Annotated in this window: 23 protein-coding genes; 15 read left to right on the top strand and 8 right to left on the bottom strand. The window is 71.2% G+C overall.

The genetic code is table 11. The features are described from left to right. The 3 genes from ACWD2L_RS15625 to truA form a co-directional block, all read left to right on the top strand. Positions 1–453, top strand: a 453-nt coding sequence (locus tag ACWD2L_RS15625) for a DNA-directed RNA polymerase subunit alpha C-terminal domain-containing protein (protein ID WP_351334669.1), incomplete at its 5' end; no start/stop codon positions are given. A gap of 164 nt (positions 454–617) precedes the next feature. Beyond that, entirely contained in the window at positions 618–1,103 is a 486-nt protein-coding gene (gene rplQ / locus ACWD2L_RS15620; protein WP_351334667.1) for a 50S ribosomal protein L17, read from the top strand. Positions 1,104–1,184: 81 nt separating this feature from the next. Further along, positions 1,185–2,039 (top strand): tRNA pseudouridine(38-40) synthase TruA, encoded by an 855-nt coding sequence (gene truA / locus ACWD2L_RS15615; RefSeq protein ID WP_351334664.1) that lies wholly within the window; start codon positions 1,185–1,187, stop codon positions 2,037–2,039. A gap of 21 nt (positions 2,040–2,060) precedes the next feature. Here the strand turns inward: truA and ACWD2L_RS15610 are convergent, their stop codons facing one another. Continuing rightward, positions 2,061–2,918: a hypothetical protein gene (locus tag ACWD2L_RS15610; RefSeq protein ID WP_451189810.1), complete on the bottom strand. Its 858-nt coding sequence runs from the start codon at positions 2,916–2,918 to the stop codon at positions 2,061–2,063. 348 nt (positions 2,919–3,266) lie between these two features. On the opposite strand from ACWD2L_RS15610, the gene rplM reads away from it, so the two are divergent. The 3 genes from rplM (at position 3,267) to glmM (ending at position 5,734) form a co-directional block, all read left to right on the top strand. Next, positions 3,267–3,710 carry a 50S ribosomal protein L13 gene (gene rplM / locus ACWD2L_RS15605; protein ID WP_351334659.1) on the top strand — a complete coding sequence of 148 codons (444 nt, stop codon included), beginning with the start codon at positions 3,267–3,269 and terminating at the stop codon, positions 3,708–3,710. Positions 3,711–3,754: 44 nt separating this feature from the next. Continuing rightward, the gene (rpsI, locus tag ACWD2L_RS15600; protein WP_351334656.1) at positions 3,755–4,276 is read left to right on the top strand and encodes a 30S ribosomal protein S9; all 522 of its coding nucleotides are present in this window, start codon (positions 3,755–3,757) and stop codon (positions 4,274–4,276) included. A gap of 99 nt (positions 4,277–4,375) precedes the next feature. Further along, positions 4,376–5,734: a phosphoglucosamine mutase gene (gene glmM / locus ACWD2L_RS15595; protein WP_351334653.1), complete on the top strand. Its 1,359-nt coding sequence runs from the start codon at positions 4,376–4,378 to the stop codon at positions 5,732–5,734. A gap of 3 nt (positions 5,735–5,737) precedes the next feature. Here the strand turns inward: glmM and ACWD2L_RS15590 are convergent, their stop codons facing one another. Both ACWD2L_RS15590 and coaA read right to left on the bottom strand, forming a co-directional pair. Next, complete coding sequence (locus tag ACWD2L_RS15590) at positions 5,738–6,688, bottom strand: DUF389 domain-containing protein (RefSeq protein WP_351334651.1); 951 nt, start codon at positions 6,686–6,688, stop codon at positions 5,738–5,740. Between the two features lie 16 nt (positions 6,689–6,704). After that, a complete protein-coding gene (gene coaA, locus ACWD2L_RS15585; protein WP_451189805.1) occupies positions 6,705–7,718 on the bottom strand; it encodes a type I pantothenate kinase in 1,014 nt (337 codons plus the stop codon). Positions 7,719–7,894: 176 nt separating this feature from the next. On the opposite strand from coaA, the gene ACWD2L_RS15580 reads away from it, so the two are divergent. Then, a complete protein-coding gene (locus tag ACWD2L_RS15580; protein WP_351334647.1) occupies positions 7,895–8,140 on the top strand; it encodes a hypothetical protein in 246 nt (81 codons plus the stop codon). Between the two features lie 38 nt (positions 8,141–8,178). Beyond that, positions 8,179–8,550 (top strand): holo-ACP synthase, encoded by a 372-nt coding sequence (locus ACWD2L_RS15575; RefSeq protein ID WP_266713129.1) that lies wholly within the window; start codon positions 8,179–8,181, stop codon positions 8,548–8,550. Between the two features lie 33 nt (positions 8,551–8,583). On the opposite strand, the gene infA is transcribed toward ACWD2L_RS15575, so the two are convergent. From infA to ACWD2L_RS15560, 3 genes are all read right to left on the bottom strand, one after another. After that, complete coding sequence (infA, locus tag ACWD2L_RS15570) at positions 8,584–8,811, bottom strand: translation initiation factor IF-1 (RefSeq protein WP_351334645.1); 228 nt, start codon at positions 8,809–8,811, stop codon at positions 8,584–8,586. Beyond that, a complete protein-coding gene (locus tag ACWD2L_RS15565) occupies positions 8,808–9,602 on the bottom strand; it encodes a GNAT family N-acetyltransferase (protein ID WP_351334643.1) in 795 nt (264 codons plus the stop codon). The genes infA and ACWD2L_RS15565 overlap by 4 nt, the downstream gene beginning before the upstream one ends. Before the next feature lie 177 nt (positions 9,603–9,779). After that, positions 9,780–11,225 (bottom strand): NAD(P)H-hydrate dehydratase, encoded by a 1,446-nt coding sequence (locus tag ACWD2L_RS15560; protein ID WP_351334640.1) that lies wholly within the window; start codon positions 11,223–11,225, stop codon positions 9,780–9,782. A 101-nt stretch (positions 11,226–11,326) separates the two neighbouring features. On the opposite strand from ACWD2L_RS15560, the gene alr reads away from it, so the two are divergent. The 3 genes from alr (at position 11,327) to tsaE (ending at position 14,402) form a co-directional block, all read left to right on the top strand. Then, positions 11,327–12,532 (top strand): alanine racemase, encoded by a 1,206-nt coding sequence (alr, locus tag ACWD2L_RS15555; RefSeq protein ID WP_351334637.1) that lies wholly within the window; start codon positions 11,327–11,329, stop codon positions 12,530–12,532. A gap of 120 nt (positions 12,533–12,652) precedes the next feature. Next, positions 12,653–13,891 carry an alpha/beta fold hydrolase gene (locus ACWD2L_RS15550; RefSeq protein WP_351334634.1) on the top strand — a complete coding sequence of 413 codons (1,239 nt, stop codon included), beginning with the start codon at positions 12,653–12,655 and terminating at the stop codon, positions 13,889–13,891. Next, the gene (gene tsaE / locus ACWD2L_RS15545; RefSeq protein WP_351334631.1) at positions 13,854–14,402 is read left to right on the top strand and encodes a tRNA (adenosine(37)-N6)-threonylcarbamoyltransferase complex ATPase subunit type 1 TsaE; all 549 of its coding nucleotides are present in this window, start codon (positions 13,854–13,856) and stop codon (positions 14,400–14,402) included. The genes ACWD2L_RS15550 and tsaE overlap by 38 nt, the downstream gene beginning before the upstream one ends. Before the next feature lie 361 nt (positions 14,403–14,763). On the opposite strand, the gene ACWD2L_RS15540 is transcribed toward tsaE, so the two are convergent. Further along, on the bottom strand, positions 14,764–15,318 hold the full coding sequence (locus ACWD2L_RS15540; RefSeq protein WP_351334629.1) for a hypothetical protein: 555 nt from the start codon (positions 15,316–15,318) through the stop codon (positions 14,764–14,766). A 116-nt stretch (positions 15,319–15,434) separates the two neighbouring features. On the opposite strand from ACWD2L_RS15540, the gene tsaB reads away from it, so the two are divergent. Genes tsaB through ACWD2L_RS15520 form a run of 4 tightly spaced genes read left to right on the top strand, consistent with a single transcriptional unit; the run spans position 15,435 to position 17,953 of the window. Continuing rightward, on the top strand, positions 15,435–16,091 hold the full coding sequence (gene tsaB / locus ACWD2L_RS15535; protein WP_351334626.1) for a tRNA (adenosine(37)-N6)-threonylcarbamoyltransferase complex dimerization subunit type 1 TsaB: 657 nt from the start codon (positions 15,435–15,437) through the stop codon (positions 16,089–16,091). A gap of 26 nt (positions 16,092–16,117) precedes the next feature. Then, complete coding sequence (gene rimI / locus ACWD2L_RS15530) at positions 16,118–16,621, top strand: ribosomal protein S18-alanine N-acetyltransferase (protein WP_451189826.1); 504 nt, start codon at positions 16,118–16,120, stop codon at positions 16,619–16,621. Further along, positions 16,614–17,708: a tRNA (adenosine(37)-N6)-threonylcarbamoyltransferase complex transferase subunit TsaD gene (gene tsaD / locus ACWD2L_RS15525; protein ID WP_351334621.1), complete on the top strand. Its 1,095-nt coding sequence runs from the start codon at positions 16,614–16,616 to the stop codon at positions 17,706–17,708. Before rimI ends, tsaD begins: the two co-directional genes overlap by 8 nt. Then, a complete protein-coding gene (locus tag ACWD2L_RS15520; RefSeq protein WP_351334618.1) occupies positions 17,705–17,953 on the top strand; it encodes a hypothetical protein in 249 nt (82 codons plus the stop codon). The genes tsaD and ACWD2L_RS15520 overlap by 4 nt, the downstream gene beginning before the upstream one ends. On the opposite strand, the gene ACWD2L_RS15515 is transcribed toward ACWD2L_RS15520, so the two are convergent. After that, positions 17,950–18,567: a class I SAM-dependent methyltransferase gene (locus tag ACWD2L_RS15515; RefSeq protein WP_351334615.1), complete on the bottom strand. Its 618-nt coding sequence runs from the start codon at positions 18,565–18,567 to the stop codon at positions 17,950–17,952. The genes ACWD2L_RS15520 and ACWD2L_RS15515 overlap by 4 nt on opposite strands. Positions 18,568–18,659: the final 92 nt, after the last annotated feature.

Here is an 18,659-nt window from a genome sequence, read left to right as displayed (position 1 = left end):
AAGCTGATCGTCGACGTCGAGACCAAGCAGGCGATGCGTCCGCGTGACGCCATGGCCTCCGCCGGTAAGACGCTGGTCGAGCTGTTCGGTCTCGCTCGCGAGCTGAACATCGACGCCGAGGGCATCGACATGGGTCCGTCCCCGACGGACGCCGCCCTGGCCGCCGATCTGGCGCTGCCGATCGAGGAGCTCGAGCTCACCGTTCGGTCGTACAACTGCCTCAAGCGCGAGGGCATCCACTCCGTGGGTGAGCTCGTCGCCCGCTCCGAGGCCGACCTGCTCGACATCCGCAACTTCGGTGCGAAGTCGATCGACGAGGTCAAGGCGAAGCTGGCCGGCATGGGCCTGGCCCTCAAGGACAGCCCGCCCGGATTCGACCCGACCGCTGCCGCCGACGCCTTCGGCGCCGACGACGACGCGGACGCGGGTTTCGTGGAGACCGAGCAGTACTGAGTCGCTCCGCTTCGGCGGGCGGATCGCTTGCTGCGGGACCGTGGTTGCGGTTGCGCAGTTCCCCGCGCCCCTTTCAGGGGCCGGGGTCTTCGACGGGCAACCCTGCCCGCTCGAACACTGACCCTGGTACCTAGTACGGCCAGGGCAGACACCTAGGAGAAATCATGCCGAAGCCCGCCAAGGGTGCCCGTCTGGGCGGCAGCGCCGCGCACGAGAAGCTGCTTCTTGCGAACCTCGCGAAGTCGCTCTTCGAGCACGGCAAGATCACGACGACCGACGCCAAGGCCCGTCGTCTGCGTCCGTACGCGGAGCGTCTGGTCACCAAGGCGAAGAAGGGCGACCTTCACAACCGCCGTCAGGTGCTCCAGGTCATCACGGACAAGGGCGTCGTCCACACGCTCTTCACCGAGATCGCCCCGCGCTACGAGAACCGTCCGGGTGGTTACACCCGTATCACCAAGATCGGTAACCGTCGTGGCGACAACGCGCCCATGGCTGTCATCGAGCTGGTCGAGGCCCTGACGGTGCAGCAGCAGGCCACCGGTGAGGCCGAGGCCGCCACCAAGCGTGCCGCCAAGGACGCCGAGGCCACCGAGGCGCAGACCGAGGCTCCGGCCGAGGCTGCCGCTGAGGAGTCGAAGGACGCCTGAGGCTGATGCCTTGTGTGTGAGCGGGTCCGCCCTTCCGGGGCGGGCCCGCTTTCCGTTTCTCCTAGGTAGGGACTGTGGGTTGTGAGTGATGAGGTGGCGGACGGGTTCGTCCGGCTGCGGCTCGATGTGAGCTACGACGGCAGGGACTTCTCCGGCTGGGCCAAGCAGGCCTCCGGGCGGCGGACCGTGCAGGGGGAGATCGAGGACGCGCTCCGTACGGTGACCCGGTCCGAGCGGACGTACGACCTGACGGTCGCCGGGCGGACCGATGCCGGGGTGCACGCGCGGGGCCAGGTCGCGCACGTGGACCTGCCGGCGGAGGTCTGGGGCGAGCACCGGGAGAAGCTGCTGAAGCGGCTCGCGGGGCGGCTGCCGAAGGATGTGCGGGTGTGGTCGGTGGCCGAGGCGCCGGGCGGCTTCAACGCGCGTTTCTCGGCGATCTGGCGGCGGTACGCGTACCGGGTGACGGATCATCCGGGCGGCGTCGATCCGCTGCTGCGGGGCCATGTGCTGTGGCACGACTGGCCGTTGGACGTCGACGCCATGAACGAGGCCGCCGAACGGCTGCTCGGCGAGCACGACTTCGCCGCCTACTGCAAGCGGCGTGAGGGTGCGACCACCATTCGTACGCTGCAGGAGCTCAGCCTCGTGCGTGGCGAGGACGGGATCGTCACGGCGACCGTGCGTGCCGACGCCTTCTGCTACAACATGGTGCGGTCCCTGATGGGGGCGCTGCTGTTCGTGGGGGACGGGCACCGCTCGGCCGACTGGCCCGGCAAGGTGCTCGCCGCGGGTGTGCGGGACTCCGCCGTGCACGTGGTGCGGCCGCACGGGCTGACGCTGGAGGAAGTCGGTTACCCCGCCGACGAGTTGCTCGCCGCGCGCAACAAGGAGGCGCGCAACAAGCGGACCCTCCCGGGCGCCGGATGTTGCTGAGGGCGGCGCCCGGGGTGGCGGTCAGCCCGATGTGGCGGCCGCGGAGGCCTGGACCTCGCCGCGTCGCTTGATCTGCTGGAACGTGAATTCCTGGAGGTCGTCGCCGAGGGAGAACACCATGGTGTCCTTCTTCGAGGCGTCCTGGCCGTTGGTGAGGCCGCCGTTGGTGAAGTACGTGTAGCGGCCCACGGAGTTCGCGGTGAAGCGGCACGTCGTGGTGCGGCAGAACGTGGGCACCCCGGAGCCGGGCAGCGAGACGACCGAGCCGTCGAAGTCGTACTGCTCCTTGGCCTTCGTCGCCTGCGCTTTCGTCTTGAAGACGGCGACACCGACGGTGACCGCGGAGTTGCCCTTGTAGTACGTGGCGCGGATCAGCTGGTTGCAGTCGTTGTTCTTCAGCACCCCGGACAGGCCCTTCTGCGCGGCCGACGCGCAGTCGGTCGTGCGGGCCGTGGCGCCCTTCGTGTAGACGCGGTCACCGAAGGTGAGCTTCTTGCCGGGGAAGAGCGTGTCCGCGCTGAGCGGGGCGCTGTCCTTCGCGGCGCTGTTGATGAAGTCGTTCGGATCGAGCGGGGGCGGCGGGGTCGTCGCGTCGAAGGACGGCCCTCCCGACTCGCCCTCGCTGGGGATGTCCGCCGTGCTCGGCAGCTGGTCGGCCGGTTTGTTGGCGGCTTCGTTCTTGCTGTTCGTCGAGACGATGCCCCACGCGACCGCCGAACCGACGGCGAGCGTGGCCACGATCGCGCCACCGATCACCATCCAGCGCTTCTTGCGCGCGCGAGACTCTGATGCCTCCGCGAGCGACGCCCAGTCCGGGGTCGACCCGTTGTCATTGGGCCCCCACGGGGATCCCCCTTGCCCGAAACTCATGGGGCGCATCTTAGAGGTACTGCCTGGTGTGGCATCGCCCTCGTCCCGTGGTGGAGGTGTGAGGGGTTCCGTCGCGTTACCGTGAAGGGGCACGGCACAGTGGAGTACAGGGCCTCCGGATTCACCGGGGCCCACGCGTTTTGACCCGTACGGGGCAGCGCGGGTACTCTCGACAGTTGTTATACGTATTGGCTTGGTCGTTCTCACGCGAAGGGCCCTTACGTAGGTTCCCTGGAGCAGTTACCAGTGGCTCGCATACGGGCAGCGTCCCCGGCACTGTGAGCCCCAGCTGCATGATCGCTTCAGTGGTGCCGTGTGTCAGGACCCCATTCACTGAAGAAGCGAAGGCATACGACCGTGCGTACGTACAGCCCCAAGCCCGGCGACATCTCTCGCCAGTGGCACGTCATTGACGCCCAGGACATCGTCCTGGGTCGTCTGGCGACCACCGCTGCCACCCTTCTGCGTGGCAAGCACAAGCCGACCTATGCGCCGCACATGGACATGGGCGACTTCGTCGTCATCATCAACGCCGACAAGGTGCACCTGTCCGGCAACAAGAAGACCCAGAAGATGGCGTACCGCCACTCCGGTTACCCGGGTGGTCTGCGCTCCGTCCGTTACGACGAGCTTCTGGAGAAGAACCCGGAGAAGGCCGTCGAGAAGGCCATCAAGGGCATGATCCCCAAGAACACGCTCGGCCGTCAGATGCTCTCGAAGCTGAAGATCTACTCGGGCGACACGCACCCGCACGCTGCCCAGCAGCCGGTGCCGTTCGAGATCACTCAGGTCGCGCAGTAGTTCCGGCCACACCCCCTAAGACAGAAAAGAATCTGAGGAGAATCGTGGCCGAGACCACTGCCGAGACGCCGGTCGAAGAGACCGAGACCGTCGACGTCGAGAGCTACACCACCGAGTCGGACGCGCCTGTCGAGGGCGAGTACACCTCGGAGTCCAACCCGGCCCGCTTCGGTGACCCGCAGCCGGCCGCTGGCCTGGGCCGTCGCAAGAACGCCATCGCGCGCGTTCGCATCGTGCCCGGCACCGGCAAGTGGAAGGTCAACGGGCGCACGCTCGAGGACTACTTCCCGAACAAGGTCCACCAGCAGGAAGTCAACGAGCCCTTCAAGGTGCTCGAGCTCGACGGCCGCTACGACGTCATCGCCCGCATCTCGGGTGGCGGCGTCTCCGGTCAGGCCGGTGCCCTGCGCCTCGGCGTGGCCCGCGCGCTGAACGAGGCCGACGCGGACAACAACCGCGGCGCCCTCAAGAAGGCCGGCTACCTCCGCCGCGACGACCGTGCGGTCGAGCGCAAGAAGGCCGGTCTCAAGAAGGCCCGCAAGGCCCCGCAGTACAGCAAGCGCTAAATTCCGCTGCCTGCTTGTTCTTCCGTTCGCCCCGGCGGCACGTATCGTGCCGCCGGGGCGTTCGGCTTATGACGATGTGAAGGTTCGGAGGACATCAAGGTGGGACGACTCTTCGGCACGGACGGCGTGCGCGGCGTCGCCAACGCGGATCTGACGGCGGAGCTCGCGCTCGGTCTGTCGGTGGCGGCGGCACATGTTCTGGGCGAGGCCGGCAGTTTTGAGGGCCATCGCCCGGTGGCCGTGGTCGGCCGAGATCCGCGCGCCTCGGGCGAGTTCCTGGAGGCCGCGGTCGTCGCGGGCCTGGCCAGCGCCGGAGTCGACGTGCTGCGCGTGGGCGTGCTGCCCACGCCCGCGGTGGCGTACCTGACGGGCGCGCTCGGCGCGGACCTCGGTGTGATGCTCTCCGCGAGCCACAACGCCATGCCGGACAACGGCATCAAGTTCCTCGCGCGCGGCGGCCACAAGCTGGACGACGCCCTTGAGGACCGCATCGAGACGATCTACGAGGAGCACAGCACCGGCGCCCTGTGGAACCGCCCGACGGGCGCGGGCGTCGGCCGCGTGAAGTCGTACGGCGAGGGCCTCGACCAGTACATCGCGCACCTCGCGGGCGTGCTGCCGAACCGGCTCGAGGGCCTGAAGATCGTCCTCGACGAGGCGCACGGTGCGGCCTCCCGGGTCTCCCCGGAGGCCTTCACCCGCGTCGGTGCCGACGTCATCACGATCGGCGCCGAGCCCGACGGTCTCAACATCAACGACGGGTGCGGTTCGACCCACCTGGACCTGCTGAAGGCCGCCGTCGTCGAGCACGGGGCCGACTTCGGCATCGCGCACGACGGGGACGCCGACCGCTGCCTGGCCGTGGACCACACCGGGTCCGAGGTCGACGGCGACCAGATCATGGCGGTGCTCGCGCTCGACATGAAGGCGCGCGGCGTGCTGCGCGACGACACGCTGGTCGCGACCGTCATGTCGAACCTGGGCCTGAAGCTGGCGATGGAGCGCGAGGGCATCGACCTCGTACAGACCGCCGTCGGCGACCGGTACGTCCTGGAGAACATGAAGGAGAACGGGTTCGCGCTCGGCGGCGAGCAGTCCGGGCACGTCATCGTTCTCGACCACGCGACGACCGGCGACGGCACGCTGACGGGCCTGCTGCTCGCTGCGCGCGTCGCGCAGACCGGGCGGACGCTGAGGGACCTCGCGAGCGTCATGGAGCGGCTGCCGCAGGTGCTCATCAACGTGCCGGACGTGGACAAGTCCCGCGTCACCACGTCCAAGGACCTCGCGAGGGCCGTGGCGGACGCGGAGAGTGAACTCGGCGCGACCGGGCGGGTGTTGCTGCGCTCGTCGGGTACGGAGCCGCTGGTGCGGGTGATGGTCGAGGCCGCGGACATCGCGCAGGCCCGGTCCGTCGCGGAGCGCCTGGCGGACGTCGTGAAGTCGGCGCTGGGCTAGTACTCAGCTCTTGGCGAGTCGCTTGGCGGTACGTTCGCGCTGCTTGGCCCAGAGGTACTTCTGGGCGAGGAGCGTGGCCGTACCGGCCAGGGCGATGCCCAGCAGGTTCAGCAGGAGTTGCTGGGTCGAGCCCCACATCTGGCCCATGTCGTCGTAGCTCAGCGCCACCGCGGCGTTCGCCGCCGCCGGGACCGTGGTCACCGAGATGGCGACACCCACCAGGGCGCCGGACTTCGCCGAGGTGAGCGACAGGGTGCCGGCCGCGCCCGCGAGCACGGCCACCACGAACGAGAACCAGTCGGGCGCGTAGACGAAGCCGGTGTTCGGCCGGTCCGCCTCCAACTGGCTCTCGCTGAACAGGTTCACGGCGTCCATGAAGTAGCTGAAGCCCACCGTCACCGCCATCGCCACGGCGAAGCCGACGAGCAGGGCGACCAGGGAACGCCAGGCCAGGCGCGGTGCCTTGCGCACCAGGGCCGTGCAGAACCCGGCGAGCGGGCCGAACTCGGGGCCGACGGCCATGGCGCCCACGATCAGGATCGCGTTGTCGAGCACGACACCGCACGCCGCGATCATCGTCGCGATGACCAGGAACGCCACGTACGTGACCGTGAGCGTGGACTCCTCGTGCGTGGCGTCCGAGAGCTGCTCCCACAGGACTGCGTCCGCGCCCTCGCCCGGCGCGTCCTCCTCGGCCTTGTCGGCGCGCAGGGACAGCGACAGGTCGATGGTCTCAACGGAGATCGAGCCCGACCGGTCGATGCCCAACTCCCGCAGCCCGCCGATGAGTTCGTCACCGGCCTCGCGGGCGACGTCGCACATGACGACATCGCCCGACGGCGTGCGGGCGGCGCCCGGGAACACCACCAGGTGCGTGGTGCCAGTCGTCTTCTCGATCAGACGCACCACGTCGTCCGTGGAGTCGGACGGCGTGATGAGGCGCAGATGCAGCATGGGGTCTTTCTAACAGCTACAGCTTGCGCAGACGCAGCCGTTGCACCTTGTGGTCGGGGCCCTTGCGGATCACCAGTCCCGCGCGGCCGCGTGTGGGGGCCACGTTCTCCAGGAGGTTGACCTTGTTGACGGTGCGCCAGGTGGTGCGCGCGTAGTCCAGGGCCTCCTCCTCGGAGACCTGGGTGTACTTCCTGAAGTACGAGGACGGGTCCTGGAAGGCCGTCGCGCGCAGCTTGCGGAAGCGGTTGAGGTACCAGGACTCGATGTCCTCGGCGCGCGCGTCGACGTACACGCTGAAGTCGAAGAAGTCGGCGAGGCCGACGCGGGTGCGGCCGTCCTTGCCGGGCAGGGCGGGCTGCAGCACGTTGATGCCCTCGACGATGAGGATGTCGGGGCGGCGCACCACGAGCTTCTCGTCCGGCACGATGTCGTAGATCAGGTGCGAGTAGACCGGGGCGGTCACCTCGTCCTTGCCCGCCTTGATGTCGGCGACGAAGCGGGTCAGGGCGCGCCGGTCGTACGACTCGGGGAAGCCCTTGCGTGACATCAGGCCGCGGGCCTCGAGCTCCTTGGTGGGGAGCAGGAACCCGTCGGTGGTGACCCGCTCGACGCGCGGGTGCTCGGGCCAGCGGGAGAGCAGGGCCTGGAGCAGGCGGGCGACGGTCGACTTGCCGACCGCCACGGAGCCGGCGACCCCTATGACGAAGGGCGTGCCGGACTGGGCGGCCTTCTTGTTCGTATCGCCGAGGAACGTGTTGAGCGCCCCGCGCAGGCCGTCGGTCGCGCCCACGTACAGGTTCAGCAGGCGGGAGAGCGGCAGATAGATGTCGCGGACCTCGTCCAGGTCGATCACGTCACCGAGGCCGCGCAGCCGCTCCAGCTCTTCCGCGGTCAGCGGCAGTGGCGTCTTGTCGCGCAGTGCACTCCATTCGGTGCGGGTGAGGTCGACATAGGGAGTCACCTCCGGCTTCTGCCGGTGGGTGCTCCGGGAGGTCGCTTGTGGCTTGGACTCGGAGACCGGAGAGATCACAGTCCATTGTTACGGCAGTGTGGCCCGCGGTGGCAGGTGGGGTGTGTCACGCCGGGAGATGTGGGAACCCTGTTCGTCACAGGTTCGCCACAGGTATGGACCTTGCGTGGGGGTGGCGATACGTTCCGTACACCCGTGGGACGTAACGCTGTCCGCGGGGCGGGAGGGGAACCGTGATGGCCGCGCTTCGTGTGCCGAATTTTGTCCGCCGCAGGCCGGCGGGTGCCTACGCCATGGACGACTGGGCGAGTCATGTCCGCAGCGAACTCGCGCTCGAACTGCCCGACGAGGACATCGGCGAGGATCTGGACGACTGCCTCGACTTCTACCGCTTCGGCAGCAAGCCGCGCTGCGAGGAGGTCGAGTACCTGGAGCTCGTGCGGGACGCGCGGGACCGGATCGCCAGAGGGCGCACCGCCTGACGCCGGACGCCGGGCCCGGCGACCGTAAGGTCTGCTGCATGAGCATCATCGGGGTCGGTATCGACGTGGCCGAGATCGAGCGGTTCGCGGCGTCGCTGGAGCGTACGCCGAGCATGGCCGAGCGCCTCTTCCTGGACGACGAGCTGCTGCTGCCCAGCGGGGAGCGGCGCGGGATCGCCTCGCTCGCCGCCCGGTTCGCCGCGAAGGAGGCCGTCGCCAAGGCGCTCGGCGCGCCGGCCGGGCTGCGCTGGACCGACGCGGAGGTGTGGGTCGAGGAGAGCGGGCAGCCGCGGCTCCGGGTGACCGGGACGGTGGCCGCGCGGGCGGCGGAACTGGGCGTGCGGGGGTTCCATGTGTCGCTGAGCCACGACGCGGGGGTCGCGTCGGCGGTAGTGGTGGCCGAGGGGTAGACCGCCCGCCCCTTCGGCCACCACTGGCAGCCCCTACGCCCGGTGGCGGAACACGATGCGGCCCCGTGTCAGGTCGTACGGCGTGATCTCGACCTGGACCCGGTCCGCCAGCAGGATCTTGATGTAGTTCTTGCGGATCTTGCCGCTGACGTGCGCGAGGACCCGGTGCCCGTTGTCGAGCTCCACCGTGAACATCGCGCTGCGCAGGCACTCGACGACGGTGCCTTCGGCGTGGACGCCGCCTTGAGTGTTCTTTGTCATCGGACCAGCTCCAGCGCGCGGTTCACGCGCCGCGCCCCGATGCCGTCGAAGAGGGCAGTGGCCGCTTCGTTCGACTCGTCCACCTCGGCCGACGCGGCCTCGGCGCCGGAGCGGTGCAGGGTGTTCAGTACGTCGGCCAGGAGGGCCCGCGCGATGCCGCGGCGCCGCGCGTCGGTGCGGACCGCGAGCAGGCCGATGCGGGGGCGCCGGGTGGCCGTCGCCAGGCGCAACAGGCCCAGGTAGGCGCCGTCCGGGGCCTCGGCCGCGGTGTACTTCGTGGGGTCGACGACGGTGACGCCCGGCGGCAGCGGACGCACCTCGGCGGGCATGGTGCGCCAGCCGACCGTGGCCTCGACCTCGTCCCGGACCGTACGGTCGAGGGCGCGCAGCCGCGCCTCGTCGGCCGCGCCGTACGGGACGACGGCGACGTCCGCGGGCGGGCGCACCGCGCCGAGTCCCGTGACGGCGGGGTCGGTGGGTACTTCGTACTCCCACTCGCCGCGGCCGACCGTGAAGCCGAACTCCCGCCATTTCGACGTCAGTTCGGTGTCGTTCTCGTCGACGACGGTGTGCAGCGGGCCCGGCAGGTCCGTGAGCAGCGTCTCGGCCAGGGCCGCGAACGCGGTGTCGTGCCAGGCGTCGACGCTGATGAAGAGGCGGCCGTCGGGCCGGTGCGCGGCGTGACCGCGGCCGATCACCTCGTCGTTCTCCAGCGCGTGCCATTGGTGGTCGGCGACGCGGGTGACGACGAGTGGGGGAGGGGCTGTGGGGCGGGTGCTGTTTGTGGTCATCGGTGTCCCCTTTCGGAGGCCCTCGATCGTGAGATCTACGGGGCGCTCCCGGCGACACCTGCTGTCAGCCGCCGGACCGTGACGAGCTGAGGGAGCACCCATGGGTGACTGCGTTCACGGGTCTCACCTCCCAGCTGTGACTGCACGGTCGTCGACGACGGTAGCAACGGAGTGGCGTCAGGCGAAGTGGTTTTCCGTGACGTCCTGCCAGGCGCTCCGCAGCGCCCCCGCCACGTCCTGTGCGGACACCGGCGCGCCCTGCGCCGCGTGCCGGGCCGCCAGACCGTGCAGGTACGCGCCCGCCGAGGCCGCGTCCAGGGGGTGCAGGCCCGCCGCGAGCAGGGAGCCGGTCAGGCCGGAGAGGACGTCGCCGCTGCCGGCCGTGGCGAGCCACGGGGTGCCGGTGGGGTTCGCACGGGCCGGGCGGGTCTCGTCCGGCGGCGAGACCAGGGTCGTCGAGCCCTTCAGGAGGACCGTGGCGGCATAGCGGGCCGCCAACTCCCTTACGGATGCCAGGCGTTCGGTCTCCACCTGGTCGCGGGTCGCACCGAGCAGCGCGGCCGCCTCCCCGGCGTGCGGGGTCAGCACGGTGGGCGCCGTGCGGGCGCGGACCGTCGCCGGGTCGGCGAGGCGCAGCCCGTCCGCGTCGATCAGCACCGGGACGTCCGAGGCCAGGACGTCGTGCAGGCCCGACGGGTCGTCGCCGAGACCGGGGCCGATCACCCACGCCTGGACCCGGCCCGCCTTCGCCGGTGGCCCGGCCGAGACGAGCGTCTCCGGGAAGCGGGCCAGCACCGCGTCCGCGGCCGGGCCCACGTACCGGACGGCCCCCGCGCCGCCGTGCAGCGCGCCCGCCACCGCCAGGACCGCCGCGCCGGGGTAGCGCGCCGAGCCGGCGACGATGCCGACGACGCCGCGCCGGTACTTGTCGCTCTCGCCGGTGGGTTCGGGGAGCAGGGTCGCGACGTCCGCGTACTGGAGCGCCTCGAGACACGTTTCGGAAGGGGTGAGTTCGAGGCCGATGTCGACGAGGCGGAGCGCGCCCGCGTACTCCCGCGCCGGGTCGATGAGGAGGCCCGGCTTGTACGTGCCGAAGGTGACGGTCGCGTCCGCCCGCACCGCCGCGCCGCGCACCTCACCGGTGTCGGCGTCGACGCCGCTCGGAAGGTCGACGGCCACGACGGTGCCCCGTGCCGCGTCGGCCAGTTCGGCCGCGCGGGGGCGCAGGCCGCCCTTGCCGCCGATGCCCACGATGCCGTCGACGACGAGGTCGGCGCGGCCAACGCGTTCCGTGGCGTGCTCGTCCTGCGCGTCGAGGAGCGTGCCGCCCGCCGCGCGCAGCGCCGCGAGGCCCCCGGGGTGCGCGCGCTCGGGGGAGAGCAGCAGCGCCGTGACGCCCGCGCCGCGCCGGGCCAGGCGGGCGCCCGCGTACAGGGCGTCGCCCCCGTTGTCCCCGCTGCCGACCAGGAGGACGACCCGGGATCCGTACACCTTGCCGAGCAGATCGGCGCAGGCGGTGGCGAGACCCGCCGCCGCGCGCCGCATCAGCGCGCCCTCGGGCAGCCGCGCCATGAGGGCGCGCTCGGCGGATCGGACCGTCTCTACGTCGTGAGCGAGTCGCATGCCATCGAGTGTCCCGCAGGGCCGTCGCTCCGGCCGGAGCGACGGGTGCCGGATCGGCCAACGGATGTGATGTCACACCCCTCTGAGACACTGACCTCACCATGAACGAGAACGTGACTGCCCCGCTCCGCGCCCGCGCCGAGATCGATCTGGCCGCCCTCAAGGCCAATGTGCGCGCCCTGCGGGACCACGCGCCCGGGGCCGCGTTCATGGCGGTCGTGAAGGCGGACGGGTACGGGCACGGCATGCTTCCGGTCGCGCGCGCCGCCAAGGGCGCGGGGGCCGAATGGCTGGGGGCCGCCACCGCGGAGGAGGCGCTCGAACTGCGCGCGGCGGGTCTCACCGGGCGCATCATGTGCTGGCTGTGGGTGCCGGGCGGGCCCTGGCGGGCGGGCATCGAGGCCGATCTGGACATGTCGGTGAGCGGCATGTGGGCGCTGCGGGAGGTCGCCGACGCCGCGCGCGCGGCGGGCCGGGTCGCCCGTATCCAGCTCAAGGCCGACACAGGCCTCGGGCGGAACGGATGCCTGCCCGGCGACTGGCCCGAGCTCGTACGGGAGGCGCTGAAGGCGCAGCGGGACGGGTTCGTGAACGTCACCGGGCTCTGGTCGCACTTCGCGTGCGCCGACGAGCCGGGGCACCCGTCCATCGCCGCCCAGCTGACCACCTTCCGGGAGATGGTCGCGTACGCGGAGGGCGAGGGCGTCACACCGGAGGTCCGGCACATCGCCAACTCGCCGGGGACGCTGACCCTTCCCGAGACACACTTCGACCTCGTGCGCCCCGGCATCGCGATGTACGGGATCTCGCCGAGCCCCGAGGTCGGCACGCCCGGCGACTTCGGGCTTCGCCCCGTCATGACGCTGAAGGCGAGCCTCGCGCTCGTGAAGCACGCGCCGGGTGGACTCGGCGTCAGTTACGGGCATCACTACGTCACACCGGGCGAGACGACGCTCGGCCTCGTCCCCTTGGGCTACGCGGACGGCATCCCGCGGCACGCGTCCGGCACGGCCCCGGTCCTGATCGGCGGCAAGCGGCGCACGATCGCGGGCCGCGTGGCCATGGACCAGTTCGTCGTCGACCTCGGTGGCGACGAACCGGCCGCGGGGGACGAGGCGGTGCTCTTCGGACCCGGTGACGGCGGCGAGCCGACCGCCGAGGACTGGGCGGTCGCGTCGGGCACCATCGCGTACGAGATCGTCACGCGCATCGGATCCCGCGTACCGCGCGTCTACGTAGACGCAGAAAGCGGCGACTGCATAGACGAAGGAAGCGGCGACGAAGAAGGCGGCGCCACGCGCGCGTGACCGGCGTCACGGCTTGAAGGTCCACCGACACGGCGGTCCGAGCCGCCACCATGTGAAGCAACAACGAAACGGGTCACCCGACACCGGGCGACAGGCAGGACGCGGAGCAGGGAGCGGCACGTGAGCGAGAGCAGCGCACCGGCCACGGCGGCCGTCGTCGAAGCGGCTGAACAGGCCGCGTCGGGGAACTGGCGGCGGGCCGGCCTCGCGGGCGCCGCCATAGGCGTGGTCGCGGCCGGGGCCGCCGCGGGCGTCGCCATCGAGCGGCTGACCGTGGGCCGCGGGATGCGCAGGAAGGCGCGGCTCGCCCTCGACGCGTCGGGGCCCTACGGAGCGCTGCGCGGCGTGCCGGGAAAGGCGTACGCGGAGGACGGCACGGAGCTGTACTACGAGGTCGACGAGGCGGAGCCGGAGCCCTCCGGGTCCCGTCGGCGCCGCCTGTTCGGCCGCAAGAACCCGGCGCCCGTCACCGTCGTCTTCAGTCACGGCTACTGCCTGGGTCAGGACTCCTGGCACTTCCAGCGCGCGGCCCTGCGCGGCGTCGTCCGCTGCGTGTACTGGGACCAGCGCAGCCACGGGCGTTCGGGGCGGGGCGCCGAGCAGGTCGAGGACGGGGTGCCCGTCTCCATCGACCGGCTCGGCGGCGACCTGCTGGCCGTCATCGACGCGGCCGCGCCCGAGGGGCCGCTCGTCCTCGTCGGCCACTCCATGGGCGGCATGACCGTCATGGCGCTCGCCGACCGGTGCCCCGAGCTGATCCGCGACCGGGTCGTGGGCGTCGCCCTCATCGGTACGTCGTCGGGGAAGCTCGGCGAGGTCAACTACGGGCTCCCGATGGCCGGGGTGAACGCGGTGCGGCGGGTGCTGCCCGGCGTACTGAATGCGCTCGGGCAGCGGGCGGACCTCGTGGAGAAGGGGCGCCGCGCGACGGCCGACCTGTTCGCCGGGATCATCAAGCGGTACTCGTTCGCCTCGCGGGACGTCGACCCGGCCGTCGCCCGGTTCGCCGAGCGGATGATCGAGGGGACGCCGATCGACGTGGTCGCCGAGTTCTACCCGGCGTTCGGGGACCACGACAAGGCGGACGCCCTGGCGCACTTCGCGGACCTGCCCGCGCTCGTCCTCGCGGGGGAGCGCGACCTGGTCACGCCGAGCGACCACAGCGAGGCGATCGCGGCGCTGCTGCCGGACGCCGAGTACGTGCTGGTGCCGGACGCGGGGCACCTCGTGATGCTGGAGCACCCCGAGGTCGTGACGGACCGCCTCGCGGACCTTTTGGTGCGTGCGGGAGCGGTGCCGACAGCCGCTACCGTGGGGATTTATGGAGACACCGGCAACACCGCACAGCCCGGCGGCTGAGCCCGCCACCGCTCGGGAAACCCCCGTCAGCACGGTCACCGTCACCGTCAACTCCCCGGACCAGATGCGGGAGTTGGGGCTCGCCCTGGCCAAACAGCTGCGCCCCGGCGACCTCGTGATGCTCACCGGTGAGCTGGGCGCGGGCAAGACGACGCTGACCCGCGGGCTCGGTGCGGGCCTGGGTGTACGCGGCGCGGTGACCTCGCCGACCTTCGTGATCGCCCGCGTGCATCCGCCGCTCGGCGAGGGGCCCGCCCTGGTGCACGTCGACGCGTATCGGCTCGGAGGCGGGCTCGACGAGATGGAGGACCTCGACCTCGACGTGTCCCTGCCGGGTTCCGTGGTCGTCGTGGAGTGGGGCGACGGCAAGGTCGAGGAGCTGTCCGACGACCGGCTTCACGTGATCATCGACCGGGCCACGGGGGACACGACCGACGAGGTGCGGGTCGTGACGTTCAGCGGGATCGGGGAGCGGTGGGCCGGGGCGGACCTGGGGTCGTTGGCGGGCTGATCGGTCGCGGGGGCGGGGCGTATCCCGACAGGTATCCCGACAGGGCGTCGGCAAATTCTTGCGCGGCGTGGCTTCGGCGTGTTCACATGGGGGTTCGGTACTGGTTAGGTCTACCTAACTACGGCTGCTCCGGCCCTCGGGAGGCGTCCATGTCGGCTTCAGAACACAACGTGTCGATGGCGGAGCTGCTTGCGTCCTGTGCGGCGGCGCGGGTGGTTTCTACGCCGCCTGCTCCGCCGGTTCGGCGGGAATCGTCGCGCCGTGACGGCGTTGCGGACGCGGGGCGTTGCCCCGGACCCCGCGCCTCAAGTGCCGGCGGGGCTTGATTTTCCCCGGCCCGGGGCTTGGATCAGGGGCCGAATTACTTGACGACGACGACCTTTACGCCGATCGTCGCGAACTGCCACAGCGTGTCGGCGTCCTTGCGGGATTCGCGGATGCCGCCGGTCTGCTTGCCGGGGTCGGGGGCGGCCGTCGAGCCGTTGACGGCCGCGCTGAAGCCGATCGCCACGCCGTTCGTATTGGCGAAGCGGACCACGTGCTCGATCGGGACGCCGTCCGTGCCGGTGATGGAGCCGGAGCGGGAGGTCACCGTGTACGAGCCGGGCGCCGGGTCCACCGTGCCGGGCGTCACCCGGAACGTCGACTCCGTCTTGTTGCCCGCGTCGACCACCCACACCCGGTCACCGCCCAGCGCGTACACGACGCGCTCGCCCTTGCCGGAGCCCGCGGGCAGCGCCTTCGGGTCCGTCTTCTTCTTGGGTGTCTTCGACGCCGAGGCGGAGGGCGAGGAGCCCGCCTTCTTCTCGGCGAGGTCGGAGGGCGCGCTCGCCGACGCCTGGTAGGCGAGGAAGCCGACCACGACGAGTGATCCCGCCGTGAGCGCGGTCACGAATCCGGTGCTGCTCCGTGCCACCAGGTGCCTGCCTCTCAAGTACGAACCTCAGGGTGACGGTAGCAGTCGAGCCCCGGCACCCCGGCCTAGCCGGAAGTACGGACGTGTCCGCCCTTCTGTGGTCGTAGGCTGTTCGCGTGCTGTTGCTCGCGCTGGATACCGCCACCCCCGCCGTCACCGTCGCCCTGTACGACGGGACCTCCGTCGTGGCCGAGTCGAATCAGGTGGACGCCCGCAGACACGGGGAACTGCTGTTGCCCGCCGTCGACCGGGTGCTCGCCGAGGCCGGCCTGCGGCTCGACGCCGTCACCGGGATCGTCGTGGGCGTGGGCCCGGGACCGTACACAGGGCTGCGTGTCGGCCTGATGACCGCCGACACGTTCGGGCTCGCGCTCGGCGTGCCCGTGCACGGCGTGTGCACGCTCGACGGGCTCGCGTACGAGGCGCGGGACGTCAAGGGGCCCTTCGTCGTCGCCACCGACGCGCGGCGCAAGGAGGTGTACTGGGCGCGCTACGAGAACGGGCGCACCCGGGTCACCGAGCCCGCCGTCGACCGGCCCGCCGGCATCGCCTCCGACGTGGCGGGGCTGCCCGCCGTCGGCGCCGGCGCGCTGCTCTACCCGGACACCTTCCCGGACGCGCGCGGGCCCCAGAACGTGTCGGCCGCGGCGCTCGCCGCCCTCGTCGCCGAGAAGCTGGCCGCGGGCGAGGAACTCCTCGAACCGCGCCCCCTCTACCTGCGCCGCCCCGACGCGCAGGTCCCCAAGAACTACAAGGTGGTCACCCCCAAGTGACAGCCGTGGACGTATCGCTGCGCGAGATGCGCTGGTGGGACATCGACCCCGTGCTCGCCCTGGAGAAGGCGCTCTTCCCGGACGACGCCTGGTCGCGCGGCATGTTCTGGTCCGAGCTTGCGCACGCCCGCGGCCTCGGTTCCACGCGGCGCTATGTCGTCGCGTACGAGGACGAGAAGCTGGTCGGGTACGGGGGCGTCGCCGCCTCCGGCACCGCGTCCGACAGCGGCTCCGCCGCGGGGGCCGACATCCAGACCATCGCCGCCGCCCGCGACCACTGGGGCACCGGGCTCGGCGCCCGGCTGCTCACCGAACTGCTGCGGCACGCCACCGCCTTCGACGTCGACCAGGTGATGCTCGAAGTACGCGTCGACAACACGCGGGCGCAGAAGCTGTACGAGCGCTTCGGCTTCGAGTCGATCGGCTTCCGGCGCGGCTACTACCAGCCCGGCAACGTGGACGCGCTCGTGATGCGCCTGAACACCACCACCGCAAGTGACTCAGTGAGCGAAGAGAAGAACCATGGCTGACGAACCGCTCGTCCTCGGCATCGAGACCTCCTGCGACGAGACCGGCGTCGGCATCGTCCGCGGCACCACCCTGCTCGCCGACGCCGTCGCCTCCAGCGTCGACGAACACGCCCGCTTCGGCGGCGTCGTCCCCGAGGTCGCCTCCCGCGCGCACCTGGAGGCGATGGTCCCCACGATCCAGCGCGCCCTGAAGGACGCGGGCGTCACGGCGAAGGACCTCGACGGCATCTCCGTCACGGCGGGCCCCGGCCTCGCGGGCGCGCTGCTCGTCGGCGTCTCGGCCGCGAAGGCGTACGCGTACGCGCTCGACAAGCCGCTCTACGGCGTCAACCACCTGGCCTCGCACATCTGCGTCGACCAGCTGGAGCACGGCACGCTGCCCGAGCCGACGATGGCGCTGCTGGTGTCGGGCGGCCACTCCTCTCTGCTGCTCTCCACCGACATCACCTCCGACGTACGGCCGCTCGGCGCGACCATCGACGACGCGGCGGGCGAGGCCTTCGACAAGATCGCCCGCGTGCTCAACCTCGGCTTCCCGGGCGGGCCCGTCATCGACCGGTACGCGAAGGAGGGCGACCCGACCGCGATCGCCTTCCCGCGCGGGCTCACGGGCCCTCGCGACCCGGCCTACGACTTCTCCTTCTCGGGCCTCAAGACCTCCGTGGCCCGCTGGATCGAGGCCAAGCGGGCGGAGGGGGAGGACGTGCCGGTGCGCGACGTGTCGGCGTCCTTCCAGGAGGCCGTCGTGGACGTGCTGACGCGCAAGGCGGTGCGTGCCTGCAAGGACGAGGGCGTCGACCACCTCATGATCGGCGGCGGTGTGGCCGCCAACTCGCGGCTGCGTGCGTTGGCCCAGGAGCGCTGCGAGCGGGCCGGGATCCGGCTGCGCGTGCCGCGCCCCAAGCTGTGCACGGACAACGGCGCGATGGTCGCGGCGCTCGGCGCGGAGATGGTGGCCCGCAACCGGCCGTCCTCCTGCTGGGACCTGTCCGCGGACTCCTCGCTCCCGGTGACGGAGCCGCACGTCCCCGGCCACCACCATCACGACCACGTGCACGAGGTCAGCAAGGAGAACCTGTACTCATGACGGTCGCGCTGATGTGGGAGGCCAGGGCCGTCGACGGTCGTGGCGAGGAGCTGCTCGCCTGGGCCAAGTCCCAGGTCCTCGACCGCGAACCGGAGCGCCGCGAGACGTTCCGCGCCCCGCAGGACCGGGTCCTCGTCATCACGTGGTGGGACGCCGAGTACGACGCGGAGTTGCCCGAACTCCCGGAACCGGGCGCCGATTTGGTGGCACGGGCGGTTCACCGCTGGCGGTTCGAGGCGGCCTAGCGGCTGTCCGCCGTGTCTGCTGTGTCCGCCGTGTACGTCAACAGGTAGCGCCAGTACAGCAGTTGACGCACCTCGCTGCCCGGCAGCAGTCGCGCCGCCTCCCGGCGAACCTCCGGCAGCCGCATCTCCGGCTGCCGCACCGGCGGTCGCGGCGGAGCAGTACGGACTCCGCCTCCGCGCGCACGCTCACCCACGTGAACGGAGAGACGCGCCACCGCGTTCGCCGGGGACGCGACCACGTCCCACGGCGTCACGCCGTCGTAGCAACCGAGCACGAGCAGCCTGCCGCCGGGCGCGAGGGCCTCGCGGAATCGGGTGAGTGTCTCGAACGGCATGTGGTGCAGGCTCGCCAGGCAGCTGATCACGTCGTAGTGGCCGGGCGGGAGTTCGGCCTCCGCGGCATCGGCGAGGCGGTAACGCGGCCCGCCACCGGTGGCCTCCGCCACGGCGAGCGTCGCCGGGTCCGGGTCGAGTGCGTCGACCCGGTACCCGTGCGCCACGAGCCGCCGCGCGAACCGGCCGGTGCCGCAGCCGACATCGAGCGCGGTGCGCCCTCCGGCGGGCAACTGGCGGGTCAGCAACCGGTGATAGTGATCGTTGTGGTCGAACGTCATGCGCAGCCTCTCCGGGTCCGGGCTCGTCGTCTCGGCACGCGGCACCGTGGCGCCGCCATGCCCACCCTGCCGCCCCAGGCGGCAGATTGCCC

The sequence above is a fragment of the Streptomyces sp. NPDC002754 genome (assembly GCF_053592315.1).
The sequence above is the reverse complement of the archived record's forward strand: the minus strand, read 5'-3'. Positions and strand labels throughout refer to the sequence as shown.

What these genes read in the sequence shown, in the direction of transcription:
- rplQ (WP_351334667.1), top strand. Translation starts at nt 618, where the DNA reads ATGCCGAAGCCCGCCAAGGGTGCCCGTCTGGGCGGCAGCGCCGCGCAC.
- ACWD2L_RS15610 (WP_451189810.1), bottom strand. Translation starts at nt 2,918, where the DNA reads ATGCGCCCCATGAGTTTCGGGCAAGGGGGATCCCCGTGGGGGCCCAAT.
- ACWD2L_RS15590 (WP_351334651.1), bottom strand. Translation starts at nt 6,688, where the DNA reads ATGCTGCATCTGCGCCTCATCACGCCGTCCGACTCCACGGACGACGTG.
- ACWD2L_RS15580 (WP_351334647.1), top strand. Translation starts at nt 7,895, where the DNA reads ATGGCCGCGCTTCGTGTGCCGAATTTTGTCCGCCGCAGGCCGGCGGGT.
- ACWD2L_RS15575 (WP_266713129.1), top strand. Translation starts at nt 8,179, where the DNA reads ATGAGCATCATCGGGGTCGGTATCGACGTGGCCGAGATCGAGCGGTTC.
- infA (WP_351334645.1), bottom strand. Translation starts at nt 8,811, where the DNA reads ATGACAAAGAACACTCAAGGCGGCGTCCACGCCGAAGGCACCGTCGTC.
- ACWD2L_RS15565 (WP_351334643.1), bottom strand. Translation starts at nt 9,602, where the DNA reads ATGACCACAAACAGCACCCGCCCCACAGCCCCTCCCCCACTCGTCGTC.
- ACWD2L_RS15560 (WP_351334640.1), bottom strand. Translation starts at nt 11,225, where the DNA reads ATGCGACTCGCTCACGACGTAGAGACGGTCCGATCCGCCGAGCGCGCC.
- alr (WP_351334637.1), top strand. Translation starts at nt 11,327, where the DNA reads ATGAACGAGAACGTGACTGCCCCGCTCCGCGCCCGCGCCGAGATCGAT.
- tsaE (WP_351334631.1), top strand. Translation starts at nt 13,854, where the DNA reads ATGGAGACACCGGCAACACCGCACAGCCCGGCGGCTGAGCCCGCCACC.
- rimI (WP_451189826.1), top strand. Translation starts at nt 16,118, where the DNA reads ATGCGCTGGTGGGACATCGACCCCGTGCTCGCCCTGGAGAAGGCGCTC.
- tsaD (WP_351334621.1), top strand. Translation starts at nt 16,614, where the DNA reads ATGGCTGACGAACCGCTCGTCCTCGGCATCGAGACCTCCTGCGACGAG.
- ACWD2L_RS15520 (WP_351334618.1), top strand. Translation starts at nt 17,705, where the DNA reads ATGACGGTCGCGCTGATGTGGGAGGCCAGGGCCGTCGACGGTCGTGGC.
- ACWD2L_RS15515 (WP_351334615.1), bottom strand. Translation starts at nt 18,567, where the DNA reads ATGACGTTCGACCACAACGATCACTATCACCGGTTGCTGACCCGCCAG.